Origin of the sequence: Arthrobacter sp. StoSoilB13 (assembly GCF_019977255.1) — a bacterium.
GTDB lineage: Bacteria > Actinomycetota > Actinomycetes > Actinomycetales > Micrococcaceae > Arthrobacter.
Genome location: NZ_AP024647.1, coordinates 1,800,126 through 1,813,984, shown reverse-complemented (window position 1 = coordinate 1,813,984; position 13,859 = coordinate 1,800,126). Strand labels below are relative to the sequence as shown.

Genomic DNA, 13,859 nt, shown 5'->3' with positions numbered 1-13,859 from the left:
CTTTCAAACTGAGGGCGGGTTCAAAGCGGACTGTTCATTACGGATTCGGCCCCTGTGGGCGTACCAGCCACCCACCAGCAGCGGCGCCAGCACCAGCAGGGACGCGAGCACCCAGCGGCCTGTTTCCGAGAAGCCCATGGTGATCAGGACAAAGGCCAGGAATCCGAGGGTGAGATAGGAGGTAAAGGGGGCGCCGAACAGCCGGAACGCAGGCCTGATCACTTTGCCGCTCCGCACCCAGGCCTGCAGCTTGATGTGGCAGAGCATGATGGTGGCCCAACCGCCGATGATGCCCAGCGCAGAGACCTCGAGCACGATTTCAAAGACCTGCGACGGAACGATCGCATTCAGGCCCACGCCCATCAAGGTGATGACAGCAGTCAGCAGGATGCCGCCGTAAGGGACGCCGGAAGCGCTGATGCGGGCGGTGAAGCGCGGCGCTGAGCCCCTGATTGCCATGGAACGCAGGATCCGGCCGGTGGAGTACAGGCCAGCGTTGAGGCTAGAGAGAGCGGCGGTCAGAACCACGAAGTTCATCACGGAGGCCGAGATCGCGCCGGCCTGGGGATCGCCAAGGTGGGAGAAGAAGGTCACGAACGGCGACTCACCGGACTTGTAGAACGTGAAAGGCAGCAGAAGGGAGAGCAACAGGACGGAGCCGACGTAGAAAATGCCGATACGGAGAACCACCGTGTTGACGGCTTTGGGCATGACCTTGTGCGGGTTGGCAGTTTCGCCCGCGGCCGTTCCCACCAACTCAACAGCTGCGTACGCGAAGACGACGCCGCTGATTGCCAGGAGTGGCGCCACCGCGCCCATGGGAAAGAGGCCCCCGTTGTCCGCAATGACGTACAGGCCGGGGACGCCCACATCCGTCCTGCCACCAAGGACGATGAAGCAGATTCCGACGACGAGGAAGGCTACCAACGCACCAACCTTGATGAGGGCGAACCAGAACTCCATCTCACCGAAGATCTTTACCGACACGAGGTTCAAGGCCAGCACTACAACCAGTGCGATGAGGGCGATGAGCCACTGGGGGACGTCATTGATCGGCTGCCAGAACTGGCCCCAAAACTTCACGTACAGGGCCACCGCGGTCACATCCACAATGGACGTCATGGCCCAGTTCAGGAAGTACAGCCAACCAGCCGTGTAGGCCATTTTCTCGCCGTAAAACTCACGGGCATAGGAAACGAACGAGCCTGAGGCCGGGCGGTAGAGAACCAGCTCGCCCAAGGCGCGCAGGATGAGGAAGGCAAAGAATCCGCACACCGCATACACCAGGATCAAGGCCGGGCCTGAACCATTGAGGCGGCCGCCTGCTCCCATGAAAAGCCCCGTGCCGATCGCGCCGCCTATGGCAATCATTTGGATCTGGCGGGGCTTGAGGGTCTTCCGGTAGCCCGATTCTTCGGTTGAGAAATCCTGGCCTGGCTCCTGGGCAACAAGCAGGGTGCCGGCCTCGTCGGACCGGTCGGGCGCAGCAGAATGCGCTGAAACTGACGTGGGTATCACTGGGGGGTCTCCTTTGACTCCGGCGCCGCCGTCGGCAGCTCAACAGTCCCGAACGGCACAAACCTGCTGGGTGCACTGGCAGAACACACAGTGTTTGTGGCGTTGGGGACAGTAAATAACTCTAGATCTCAGGGGAATCGCGCAAATTGGCTGGCGAACCAAATTCGGCCCCCGGCTCTTGTGCCAGCTGGACAACACTGGTGTCCTGAAGGCCCGGTAATGTTTCTGGCTGTGCGCGATTGCGCAGGAGCATGGGCAGGACTTCTTCAATGGCGAAGGATGTCCGGTTGACCCGAATTGAATACGAGAGGAAGCGATAGCTTCGTTGAAGGCCCTGGACATTGACGACGACGGAGTCGTCACCTTGCTGAGCGATGTACTTGAAGACCTGGGCGTGGACAACGCACGGTTATTGCTTGCCCCGGACGCGGACAACCTGACAGTTCGTGAAACGGTCATTGTGGATGCAGAAGACGAGGATGCCACCCGCCCCGGGTCCTTGGTGATGCTCATCGGTGCCCGTGGACGTGTGGCGCTGCCGGCAATCCGTAGGATCATCAGCGGCAGGCCCACGGCCGTCGCCGTTAAGGGAAACGAACGTGAACTCGAAGCCGTGGCGGAACTGCTGCAATCCACCGGCATTGGATTGGTAGCCGTAGCTCCCGGCCTCCGCTGGGACAAGTTTGAAAGCGTCGCTGTGGACCGTATCCGGGAACGCGGTGTGTCCGGGGATAACCCCACCACCGTGCACAGGGACTTGTTCGCCATCGCCCAAACGACCGCAACCCTGACCAACGGCCATGTAGTCATCGAGGATCCGGGAAACAGGGTCCTTGCCTACTCGCCGGCATCCAACGATGTTGACGAACTCCGGCGCCTGTCCATCCTTGCGCGGCGCGGACCGGAGCGGTACCAGAAACTCCTCAAGGAATCAGGCGTCTACAAGCATCTTCAGGCCACAGAAGAACCCGTCCATGTGGAGGCCAACCCTGATGCCGGCCTTCGGGAACGCGTGGCCATTGGCATCCATGCGGGGAGCCGGGTGATGGGCTACATCTGGCTGCAGGAAGGTGCCGAGCCGTTGGCGCCGAACACTGACAGGCTGATGATCGGTGCTGCCCGGCATGCCGCGATTGAACTGGTGCGCCACCGGAACCAGCAATCCCAGTCGATGCGCGAAGACAGGGTGTCCAGCCTGCTCAGCGGAACGGCACAGGTTCACTCGCAGGCCCAGTCGGCAGGAATAGACCCGTCCAAACCGGCTGCCTTGGTGCTGATTTCGGCGGGCGGACTGGACCAGAGCGCCCCGGGCCAACAGCTCAGAAGGGGTGAACTCTCCAACCTCGCCTCCATCCACGCGGCCGCGTACCGTCCGGGAGCAGTGGTGGGGGCCTTGGGCACAGAAACGGCGATCATCCTGCCGGATCTGGACCCGGTGAAGTCTTTGCCCGCCATCAACCGGCTGGTCAACACGATTGTGCGCGACGCCACGACCCACCTTCATTTCCAGGTCCAGGCCGCCGTGGGCCCGATTGTTCCGCGGCTGGACGCCCTGTACGCCACGCTTGACCACGTCCGCAGTGTCCTCAAGGTGTTGCAGAGCACCCCGTCCATCCGTGTTGCTTCCTACCGGGATGTGGAAACCACGGTCCTCACCAACGAATTGCTGGATCTGCTGGAAACCCGGAAGGGGCTGCGGCACCAAGGCATAGCGAAGCTCTGCGACCGATACCCGGAGTTCGCTTTGACACTGCTCACATACCTCGAATTCTTTGGCGATGTGAACCGCTGCGCAGAGGAACTGGCCATCCACCGCAACACCGTCCACTACCGGCTCCGACGCGCCTGCGAAGAGGCTGGCCTGGACCTGCAGTCCGCGGACGAACGATTGCTTGCCCATCTCCAGATACGACTTTGGACCTACGCAGAGGCCAGGAGCTAGAACCTTGGACATCCAGAATCTCCTCGACGACATCGTCGGGGCAGTACAGCCGCATGTCGGGCAGGGCAATGTTGCCGACTACATTCCGCAGCTGGGAGGAGTAGACCCCCACCAGTTCGGCATCTCCATCGCAACCCGGGACGGGGACGTCTACTCTTCAGGGGACGCGCATGTGCCCTTCTCCATCCAAAGCATTTCCAAGGTGTTCGCCCTCGCCCTGGTGTTGGCCTTCGACGGCGACGGCATCTGGAAGCGCGTCTTCCGTGAACCTTCGGGCAACCCGTTCAACTCGTTGATCCAGTTGGAGAGCGAGGAAGGGATTCCCCGGAACCCCTTCATCAACGCCGGCGCGATCGTCGTCAGTGACCGGCTCCTCAGCGTCACGGGAAGCGCTGCCCTGGCTGTCCGCGACCTGATGCGCCGCGAAACCGGCAACTCCACCGTGGACGCGGACCACTACGTAGCGGCGTCGGAACTCCGCAACAGCCACCGCAACGCCTCACTGGCCCACTTCCTTGCCAGCTGCGGCAACCTGGAGAACCCCGTGGAAGCCGTCCTTGAGTCCTATGTGGAGCAGTGTGCCCTGGCCATGACCTGCGAAGACCTGGCGCTCGCAACCCGGTTCCTGGCCGCCAATGGTGTTGGAGCAGACGGCACACGATTGCTGTCTCCAGCGCAGACCAAGCGAATCAATGCAGTCATGCTCACCTGCGGGACGTACGACGCCGCCGGCGAATTCGCTTACCGTGTTGGGCTTCCGGGGAAGAGCGGTGTCGGGGGCGGAATCGTGGCAGTGGTGCCCAACAAGTGCGCCATCAGTGTGTGGAGCCCGGGCCTGGGGCGGTCCGGCAACTCGGTGGCAGGGGTTGCAGCCTTGGACGAATTCACGACGCGCACGGGCTGGTCTGTTTTCTAGAGGCACTGGTTTCCGGACGTTTGCCCAAGGAAACAAGGGATGAAGCGTATATGACGCTGGATTACCCAGCGTTACCGGGTGTTTCCGAGCCTTTGAAGCATATTACGGGCCCGCCCTACAGTTTTTTTATGGCGATACAGGACATTTACCCCACGGCACTGCGGCTGCTCGGCCGCCCGGTGCTGGTGGTGGGCGGCGGGCCCGTCGCGGAGCGCCGTGCCAAGGGACTGCTCGACGCCGGTGCGAAAGTTACCGTTGTCGCTCCCGTTGCCTCCGAAAACCTCCGCGGCCTCGCCAACGCTGGACTCCTCATCTGGGAGCCGCGCGAGTACCGCACATCGGACCTCGAAGGCGTCTGGTTCGTTCAGACCGCCACGGGCACTGCCGCTGTGGACACCCAGGTAGCAGCCGACGCCGAAGCGCAGCGCATCTGGTGCGTCAACGCCTCGGACCACGAATCATCAGCTGCCTGGACGCCCGCAGTGGCCGTGGTGGATGACGTCAAGATCGCCATCAATGCCGGGGGAGACCCACGCCGCGCCATGGCGCTCCGCGATGCTGTTGCCACTGCCTTGGAAACCGGCGACCTGCCGCTGCGTCGTCACCGCAAGCCGGACGCCGCTGGCAAAGCGCCTGCTGGTTCTGTAGCACTCGTTGGCGGCGGCCCTGGCGACTCGGGACTCATCACAGTCCGCGGCCGCCGCTTGCTCGGCCAGGCCGACGTCGTGGTTGCAGACCGTCTTGGCCCGCGTGAGCTGCTCAAGGAACTGGCTCCGGACGTCCGCGTGATCGAGGTCGGCAAGACGCCGGGCCATCACCCGGTGCCGCAGCTTGAGATCAACCGCATCCTCGTGGACGAAGCCCTCAAGGGCAACCGCGTGGTCCGCCTCAAAGGTGGCGACCCCTATGTCCTGGGTCGCGGTGGCGAGGAAGCAGAGTTCTGCCGGCAGAACGGCGTCGAGGTTGAAGTGGTGTCCGGCGTGACATCGGCGATTTCGGTTCCTGCCGCTGCTGGCATCCCCGTGACCCACCGAGGCTTGGCCAAGGGTTTCAGCGTCGTGACCGGACACGAAGAACTTTCCGAAGTCCCTGCCCGGCCGGACCACACTGTGGTTTTGCTCATGGGAGTTGCCCAATTGCGCGAGTCCGCGGCTGCCCTGGCTGGCTCGGGTCTGCCTTTGGACACTCCAGTAGGTATCGTTGAGAACGGGTATTTGCCGGATCAGCGCGTCACCATCGGCACGTTGGGATCCATCGCGGACCAGGCTGAGGCCGTCGGCGTGGCCAATCCCGCGGTGATCGTGATCGGCGATGTTGTCCGTGTCAGCCCCTTCGCCCCACAGCATTTCAAGACCGCTGATTACAGCACGATTACTCCCAACCGACCCCGCGTCCGCACCAACTGAGAAGAAGAAGGAACACAGCCGTGTCAATTAGCACCCCCGTAGGTTCTGCGGACCGTCCGCTTCGCGTCGCCGTGATCGGCTCCGGCCCTGCCGGCGTGTACGCAGCAGACATCCTGACCAAGAGCGAGGCCGTCAAGAGTGGCGAACTCAACGTCAGCATCGACCTCTTTGACCGCTACCCGGCACCCTATGGCCTGATCCGCTACGGCGTCGCTCCGGACCACCCCCGCATCAAGGGCATCGTCAACGCCCTGCACAAGGTCCTGGACCGCGGCGACATCCGCTTCTTCGGCAACGTTGACTACGGCACGGACATCTCCATCGAGGACCTGCGCAAGCACTACGACGCCGTCATCTTCGCCACGGGCGCCATCAAGGACGCGGACCTGAACATACCGGGCATCGAGCTTGAGGGTTCCTTCGGCGGCGCCGACTTCGTCTCCTGGTACGACGGACACCCGGACGTTCCCCGCGAATGGCCGCTGGATGCCAAGGAAATCGCCGTCCTCGGCAACGGCAACGTAGCCCTTGACGTGGCCCGCGTCCTCTCCAAGCACGCTGACGACCTGCTCGTCACCGAAATCCCGGATAACGTCTATGCAGGCCTGAAGAATTCCCCGGTCACAGACGTCCACGTCTTCGGTCGCCGCGGCCCGGCGCAGGTGAAGTTCACCCCGCTGGAACTCCGCGAACTCTCGCACTCCAAGGACGTAGATATCATCCTCTACGCCGAGGACTTCGAATTCGACGAAGAGTCCGACCGCCAGGTCCAGACGAACAACCAGACCAAGACCATGGTTGGCACGCTCACCAACTGGATCGCCGAGCAGCCCGAGGACCTCTCCGAGCTCAAGGCCTCCCGTCGTCTGCACCTGCACTTCCTGCACAGCCCGGTCGAGATCGTTGACTCCCCGGAAACCCCGGGCAAGGTTGCCGGCATCAAGTTCGAGCGCACCGAGCTGGACGGCACGGGCAACGCCCGCGGCACCGGCGAGTTCGTCGACTACCCGGTCCAGGCCGTGTACCGCGCCATCGGCTACTTCGGTTCGGCCCTGCCGGACGTCGAGTTCGACCACAAGAAGGGCGTCGTGACCAACGACGGCGGCCGCGTCCTTGACGCCGACGGTCAGCACGTGCCGGGCCTCTACGCGACCGGTTGGATCAAGCGTGGTCCGGTGGGCCTCATCGGCCACACCAAGGGTGATGCCCTTGAAACGGTGACGTACCTCTTGGAGGACCGCGAAAACCTGCCGTTCGCCGAGGTTCCTGCGGCAGACGCCGTCGTGGATCTGCTCGACTCCCGCGGCGTGCAGTTCACCAGCTGGGAAGGCTGGCTGGCTCTGGACGCCCACGAGCTCGCGCTCGGCGCAGCAGCCACTGAGGCCGGCGGCTCCCACGGTGTTGAGGTCACGCGTGAGCGCATCAAGGTTGTGCCGCGCGAGGACATGGTCAACATCTCCCGCGACGGGGTCTCCGCCCAGGTCTAAACCAACGCGGGGTCACTTACAGCCCATTCCGGGTCTTCGGATGGGCTGTAAGTGACCCCGCGTTGCTTTAACCTGAGGTATGGACGTCGTAGTCATCGAAACCACGGCATTGGGGGACCGGAGTTACCTGGTGCATGACGGCAAAGTTGCTCTGGTCATTGACCCGCAGCGGGACACCGACCGCGTTGAAGAAGCCGCGCGTGCCGCTGGCGTCCGGATCACGCATGTGGCCGAAACCCATCTGCACAACGACTACGTCACCGGCGGCCTGGTTTTGGCTGAAAAACATGGCGCCCAGTACCTCGTCAACGCCGCCGACCACGTTGCGTTCGATCGCGTCCCGGTCACCGACGGACAGGTCATCAGTGTGGGGCGCTTACTAGTAAACGTGCTCGCAACGCCCGGACACACGCACACGCACCTCTCGTACGTGGTGAGGGATGACACGCACGACGGCGGCACTGAGGCTGTGTTTTCCGGCGGCAGCTTGCTCTACGGTTCAGTCGGGAGGACGGACCTCGTTTCGCCCGATGACACAGCTAAGTTGGCCCACGATCAGTACTCTTCGGTCCGGCGCCTTGTTTCCTCGGCCTCGCCGGGTGCAGCGTTGTATCCAACACACGGCTTCGGATCCTTTTGCTCCGTGGGGCCCTCCAGCAAGGTCAAGGCCTCAACCATTGGCGAACAAACCGCCGCCAACCATGCCCTGACTGATCCGGACGAGGACCATTTTGTGGCCGAGTTGTTGGAGAACATCACAGCCTATCCGGCCTACTACGCGCACATGAGCCCCCTCAACGCCGCAGGCCCCGGTGCAGCGAACTTGCAGGTGCCTGATTCCGTGGACGCCGCAGAGCTGGGCCGGCGCCTGGAGTCAGGGGAGTGGGTGGTGGATCTGCGTCACAGAGTGGCCTTCGCGGACAGCCATCTCCAAGGGAGCGTGAGCTTCGAATACGGGCGCGGCGACAACTTCACCAGCTACCTCGGGTGGGTGATCCCGTGGAATCAACCTCTTACCTTGCTGGGCCCGTTGGATGAGGTGGAGAAGGCGATCCGCGATTTGGCGAGAATTGGCATCGATGGTCCGGATGCCGCCGTCGGGCCTGGCGCCACGCCCCTGGACGTTGCTGCGCTGGCGCCTGGGCATCCACGGGCGTCGTATCCGCACTCGGACTGGGCCGGTCTCGCAAAGGACAGGACACCGGAGGACGTGGTCCTGGATGTTCGCCGCCCGGATGAATTCGCGGCGTCGCATGTCAAGGGTGCGCTGAACATTCCGGTTTACGAGTTGATCGGCAGGATTACTGAGGTGCCGGACGCCAGGATCTGGGTGCACTGTGCCACGGGATACCGGGCGAGTGTCGCAGCGAGCCTCCTGGACCGGGCGGGGCGTGAGGTGGTGCTAATCAACGCGCGGTTCAGGGACGCTGCCGGGGTGGGAATCGAGACTGTGCCATAGACGTTGTGAGCCCGCTATTTCGTCGTTGGGCAACAACGGACAAGCGGGCCGGCAACGGGCTAATGAGGGGTTTTGTCTGCGCAGAAATCCAGGTTCCGGTAGACGCTCTGGACAGCGGCGTCGGGATCGTGTGCTTCCAATGCGTCGACCAGTTCGTCGTGGCCTTCGCGAGGAATGCCGTTGAAGCCTTCCTTGCGTTGCTGCCGGAGGAGGTCGTTGTGGAAGACCCCGCCAAAGGAGACATAGAGCTGATGAAGCAGCGGATTACCGGATGCCAGTGCAACACGTTCATGGAATTCCCAATCTGCGCGGGCCCACGTGGGGTAGTCCTCTGACTGCCAGGCGTCATGACGCAGGGCAAGCAGGCGGCGCATCTCGGCGATGTCTTCCACCGTTGCGTGCTTGGTGGCAAGGCGGGCCGCCTGGGTGTCCAGGCCGAGCCGGACCTCCACGATGTGTTCCTGCGTGTGCTCCAGGTACATGCGCTGGGCCGCGCCGGACATTTCACTGTTGGCACGCACGTACGTGCCGTCACCGCGGCGGACTTCGAGCATGCCCGAGTGCGCCAATGCCTTGATGGCCTCGCGGAGGGTTCCCCGCGAAACGCCCAGGCTTGCCATGAGTTCAGGCTCTGCCGGGATGCGTTCCTGGAGCGGCCATTCGCCTGATTTGATCATGTCCCGCAGCTTGGCGGTGATCTCCTCGGCAAGGGCCGGGCGATGCGAAGGGGTAAGGGTCATGCTGTCCTCGGTCCGGTCTTGGTGGCAGTGCGCTTGCTCGTGAGCATGTGGCAGGTAACCATGAGCGCCACCGCCACGATGGACAGCAAGCTCAAGGGCAGCGCCCAGCCGCCCGTAGCGCTGTGGAGCAGCCCCATGCCAAAGGGGCCAATTGCCGCAATCAAGTATCCCAGCGATTGGGCGATCGTGGAGAGCGCGGTGGTTTCCGCCGTCGACCGTCCACTTCGGCTGATGATTACCAGGACCAGCGGGAAGATGCCCAACCCGAAGCCGAAGAGCACTGCGGAGACCACCGCCAGGGAGGTGGGCAACCAGATCATGGCCGCAATGGCAACCAGCGTGGAACTGCTTGCGAGGTAGAGGGCAGGCCGCAGCATTCCGGGCCTGGAACCGAAGGCAAGCAGGATCATGCCGGCGGCCACGGAGACCAGCTGCATGACGCCGAACTGCAGACCGCTTGCGGAGGCACTGAGGCCCTGGGACGTGAGGATGTAGGCGAACCAGCTCATCACGGCGTAGGCGAGGAAGGCCTGGAAGGTGAAGATGGCCGTTATCAGGATGCCCAGACGGGTGCGGAGCAGGGGCCACATGGATACGCGCGGACGGTCCGTCTTGGTGGAATTCCGGTGCGAGTGCAGGACCACCGGCAGGAAGCCGAGCAGTGCTGCAACACCAAGGATTCCCCAGGCGGCAAGACCCATCGACGGCGAACCCAGCTGCTGTGCCAAGGGAACGCTCACGGCGGCTGCGAAGGTGGCGCCGCCGGACATCGTGAAGGTGTAGAGGCCGGTCATCATGGACGTGCGGTCGGCGTAGTGCTCGCGGATGAACGACGGCATGGCCACGTTGCAGACGGCAAGTCCGGACATCGCCAGAACCGTCCCGCCGAGCAGGGCACCGGTGGCCGGCACGCCGCGAACCAGCAAGCCCCCTGCCAGCAAGGCCAGGGCGATGGCGATAGCCTTCTCAACACCCACGCGGCGGGTCAGCCACGAGGTTCCAAGCCCTGCAACCGCGAAGCAAAGCAGCGGAATCGAGGGCAGGATTGAGGCCACCAAAGCGCCGTAGCCCAACACTTGCTGCAGCTCATGGAAGAGCGCCGCTGCGCTGGTGATTCCGGCGCGCAGGTTCAGCCCGATGAGCACCACGGCAATGATGCCGACGACGGCGACGACGCGCGTCTTGGGGACTGCCTTGACCGTGTGGGCTGTTGCCACGTTGGCGGGGGCAATCGTAGGGATGTTTCCTGTCGTGGGGGTAAGAGGGGTCGTCGCAGCCATACCCAAAGGTTAGACGTTTGACGTTTAATGTCTACACTTTTGTGGCGAATCTCTCCGGCGGTCCGGCTATGGGCGCTTACCGTGGGTTCCGTGAGCCCAGCCGCTGGACGGCCAACGCAAGCCAAAGCTGCACGCGGTCCTGCGTTTGCGACGGGTCATAGCCGGTCAGTTCAGTGATCTGGGCCAGGCGGTACCGGACGGTATTGCGGTGCAGCGTCAGGGCTTCGGCGACCGCGGCGACGGACCCGTTGTGGTTCAGGTAGCTTTCCAGCGTGGCTACGAGTTCGGCACCGTGGGCGGCGTCGAACTTCCTCAGCGGAGTGAGCGACTCGCTGGCCATGTCGGCCAACGGAACATCCTCGCTTGCCAGCAGGAGGGAGGTCAGGCTCAGCCGTTCGGGTTCGTTGACGGGCAAGCCGTGCGCCACGGCGTCGCGCGCTTCAAAGTAGCTCCAGCGCAGGCCGTTCGGCTTCGTATAGGCGCCGCCGATTCCGATCACAGCATGGATCCCGGCCTCCTGCAGGTGGTCGCTCAGGCTCTTGGCCAAGGCTGTCGCGGAGCTGCCGTCGTCGGTGACGACGGTTACCAGGTCCTTCCCGACGACGGCGCTAACGCCCGCTTCCAGCGCCTGGGGCAGCGAGATGCTCACCAGTTGCTTGTGGTGTGCCGTGGACTCCGCCACGAGCACCACGTTCTTCCGGGTGCTGTTGATTCCAACGCCTGCCAAACGGCGGGCGGCCTCAATGGTTTCCAAGGTGCCGTGGATGACGTCGTCCAGAACCTGCCCTGCCATGGCGCGCTGGGCCTGGCGCTGCTTGACCATGTTGTTCAGCTCGACACTGATGAGGTTCTGCGCGTAGCTCACAATCCCCGAGTCCACGAACGGCTGGCGCAACCACAATGTGCAGGCATCCCTGCGGCCGGTGGGAATCGGGTACGAAGCCCAGCCATCCGCCGTCGGGGCCGGTTTTCCGGGAACGCTGTTGTAGAGCTGCGCGCTGAACTGGGTGAGCACAACATCAGTGCGCAGCATGCTGCCCAACTGCTTCAGGAGCTCGCCCAGGCCGCCGCCGGTGAGGAGCGACCGGGCCAGGATCTGGTGTCCGGCCAGGAGCCGTTCCAGGTTTGAGTAGTGGTCAGCTGAATGCGACTCGGCCACGAGCTTTCCGATCGCGATGAAGGGAATCTCGTAAGGCACTTCAACCAAGGGCAAACCCCAGCGGTTCGCTTCGGCGATGAGCGCCTCCGGAACGGCTTCGTGGGTGAGGCCGATGCCGAAGCCGATGCCCACTGCACCTGCGCGCTGGACCTGCCGGACGAATCGGCGTTGGTCGGCGGCGCTCTTCAGGCGCAGGCCCGTCGTGAGAACCAATTCCCCGCCGCTGAGGAAGCGTTGTGGATCCTCCAGCTCCGTCACGGCAACCCAACTGATGTCCTGGTTCCAGGTTGTTTCGGCGCTGCCTGTTTTACGGAGCTTCAAGGATGGGACAGCGACGAGCGAAGAGAGGGACATTGCCATGGTTACAAGCGTAACCCGGCGCTGGTCAAGCGCACTAAGGAGGGTATGCCGGTGTGTGCAGCTGACTATTCCTTGGACCCCTTCGCTGGCATAGGCTCTGATCAGCTAAAACCCATGCCCCAGACACCGAAAGAGGGTTGCACACCGTGGTTCAAACCTTGCAGAACTTCATCAACGGCGAATTCGTTACGCCGGCAGGTACGGGTCTCCTGGACATCGTGAACCCTACCAACGGGGAGATCGTTGCCAAGTCGCCGATTTCGGTGCAGGCCGATGTTGACGCCGCCATGACCGCGGCCAGCGAAGCCTTCAAGACGTGGAAGCACGTTACGCCGGGCCAGCGCCAGCTCATGCTGCTCAAGCTCGCCGACGCCGTGGAGGCCAACAGCGAGGAACTCGTTGACGCCCAGCACCGCAACACCGGCCAGGTCCGGTCCCTGATCGCTTCCGAGGAAGTTGCCGCCGGCGCAGACCAGCTCCGCTTCTTCGCCGGTGCAGCACGCATCATGGAAGGCAAGTCCGCCGGGGAGTACTTTGAGGGCCACACTTCCTACGTTCGCCGCGAACCGATCGGCGTCGTAGCCCAGGTTGCCCCGTGGAACTACCCGTTCCTGATGGCTATCTGGAAGATCGGTCCCGCCCTTGCAGCCGGCAACACCGTTGTCCTCAAGCCCTCGGACACCACCCCCGAATCCACCTTGGTCCTGGCTCGCCTCGCAGGAGAGATCTTCCCCGCCGGCGTGCTCAACGTTGTGCTCGGCACCGGCGAAACCGGCGCCATGATGGTTGACCACAAGGTCCCCGGCCTCGTGTCCATCACCGGTTCCGTCCGCGCCGGCATCGCGGTCGCCAGCGGCGCAGCCAAGGGCCTCAAGCGTGCCCACCTGGAACTCGGCGGCAAGGCTCCGGCCATTGTCTTCAAGGACGCCGACATCAAGAAGAGCGCAGCGGCCATCGCCGAGTTCGCCTTCTTCAACGCGGGCCAGGACTGCACTGCCATCACCCGCGTGCTGGTGGAAGACTCCGTCCACGATGACGTTGTGGCAGCAATGGTGGAGCACACCAAGACCCTGCACACCGGTTCGCAGAACGACGAAGAGAACTACTTCGGCCCGCTGAACAACGTGAATCACTTCAACGCCGTCACCTCGGTGGTGGAGCACCTCCCGGCAAACTGCAAGATCGAGATCGGTGGCCACCGCGCAGGTGAGAAGGGCTTCTTCTTCGAGCCCACCATCATCTCCGGTGCCAAGCAGACCGATGACATCGTGCAGAAGGAAACCTTCGGTCCGGTCATCACCGTCCAGAAGTTCAGCACGGAAGCCGAAGCGCTCGAGTTGGCCAACGACGTCGAATACGCCCTGGCGTCCAGCGTCTGGACCACCGACCACGGCACGGCCATGCGCATGAGCCGCGACCTGGACTTCGGTGCTGTCTGGATCAACACCCACATCCTCCTGACGGCAGAGATGCCCCACGGCGGCTTCAAGCAGTCCGGCTACGGCAAGGACCTCTCCATGTACGGCGTTGAGGACTACACGCGCATCAAGCACGTGATGAGTGCACTTGATGCATAACCCACTTGCATAACG

The 13,859-nt window shown here is 63.3% G+C and carries 10 protein-coding genes; 6 read left to right on the top strand and 4 right to left on the bottom strand.

Going from position 1 to position 13,859, the window contains the following annotated elements:
- Positions 1 to 3: 3 nt before the first annotated feature.
- Positions 4 to 1,455 (bottom strand): amino acid permease, encoded by a 1,452-nt coding sequence (locus LDP01_RS08525; protein WP_224091125.1) that lies wholly within the window; start codon positions 1,453 to 1,455, stop codon positions 4 to 6.
- A 388-nt stretch (positions 1,456 to 1,843) separates the two neighbouring features.
- On the opposite strand from LDP01_RS08525, the gene LDP01_RS08520 reads away from it, so the two are divergent.
- The 5 genes from LDP01_RS08520 to LDP01_RS08500 all read left to right on the top strand — a co-directional run bounded on the left by LDP01_RS08520 (position 1,844) and on the right by LDP01_RS08500 (position 8,728).
- Positions 1,844 to 3,460: a PucR family transcriptional regulator gene (locus LDP01_RS08520; RefSeq protein WP_224088451.1), complete on the top strand. Its 1,617-nt coding sequence runs from the start codon at positions 1,844 to 1,846 to the stop codon at positions 3,458 to 3,460.
- A 4-nt stretch (positions 3,461 to 3,464) separates the two neighbouring features.
- Positions 3,465 to 4,376, top strand: coding sequence for a glutaminase (locus tag LDP01_RS08515; protein WP_224088450.1), 912 nt, complete (start codon positions 3,465 to 3,467; stop codon positions 4,374 to 4,376).
- 128 nt (positions 4,377 to 4,504) lie between these two features.
- Positions 4,505 to 5,782 (top strand): uroporphyrinogen-III C-methyltransferase, encoded by a 1,278-nt coding sequence (gene cobA, locus LDP01_RS08510; protein ID WP_224088449.1) that lies wholly within the window; start codon positions 4,505 to 4,507, stop codon positions 5,780 to 5,782.
- A gap of 20 nt (positions 5,783 to 5,802) precedes the next feature.
- Positions 5,803 to 7,269, top strand: coding sequence for an FAD-dependent oxidoreductase (locus LDP01_RS08505; protein ID WP_224088448.1), 1,467 nt, complete (start codon positions 5,803 to 5,805; stop codon positions 7,267 to 7,269).
- Between the two features lie 79 nt (positions 7,270 to 7,348).
- Positions 7,349 to 8,728, top strand: coding sequence for an MBL fold metallo-hydrolase (locus LDP01_RS08500; RefSeq protein ID WP_224088447.1), 1,380 nt, complete (start codon positions 7,349 to 7,351; stop codon positions 8,726 to 8,728).
- A gap of 59 nt (positions 8,729 to 8,787) precedes the next feature.
- Here LDP01_RS08500 and LDP01_RS08495 read toward each other — a convergent pair whose 3' ends face one another.
- The 3 genes from LDP01_RS08495 to LDP01_RS08485 form a co-directional block, all read right to left on the bottom strand.
- Complete coding sequence (locus LDP01_RS08495; protein WP_224088446.1) at positions 8,788 to 9,468, bottom strand: FadR/GntR family transcriptional regulator; 681 nt, start codon at positions 9,466 to 9,468, stop codon at positions 8,788 to 8,790.
- Positions 9,465 to 10,748 (bottom strand): MFS transporter, encoded by a 1,284-nt coding sequence (locus LDP01_RS08490; RefSeq protein WP_224088445.1) that lies wholly within the window; start codon positions 10,746 to 10,748, stop codon positions 9,465 to 9,467. The genes LDP01_RS08495 and LDP01_RS08490 overlap by 4 nt, the downstream gene beginning before the upstream one ends.
- Positions 10,749 to 10,824: 76 nt before the next feature.
- Positions 10,825 to 12,267, bottom strand: coding sequence for a PucR family transcriptional regulator (locus LDP01_RS08485; RefSeq protein ID WP_224088444.1), 1,443 nt, complete (start codon positions 12,265 to 12,267; stop codon positions 10,825 to 10,827).
- A gap of 146 nt (positions 12,268 to 12,413) precedes the next feature.
- Here LDP01_RS08485 and LDP01_RS08480 point away from each other — a divergent pair, with 146 nt between their 5' ends.
- Positions 12,414 to 13,844, top strand: a complete 1,431-nt coding sequence (locus tag LDP01_RS08480; RefSeq protein WP_224088443.1) for a gamma-aminobutyraldehyde dehydrogenase — start codon at positions 12,414 to 12,416, stop codon at positions 13,842 to 13,844.
- Positions 13,845 to 13,859: the final 15 nt, after the last annotated feature.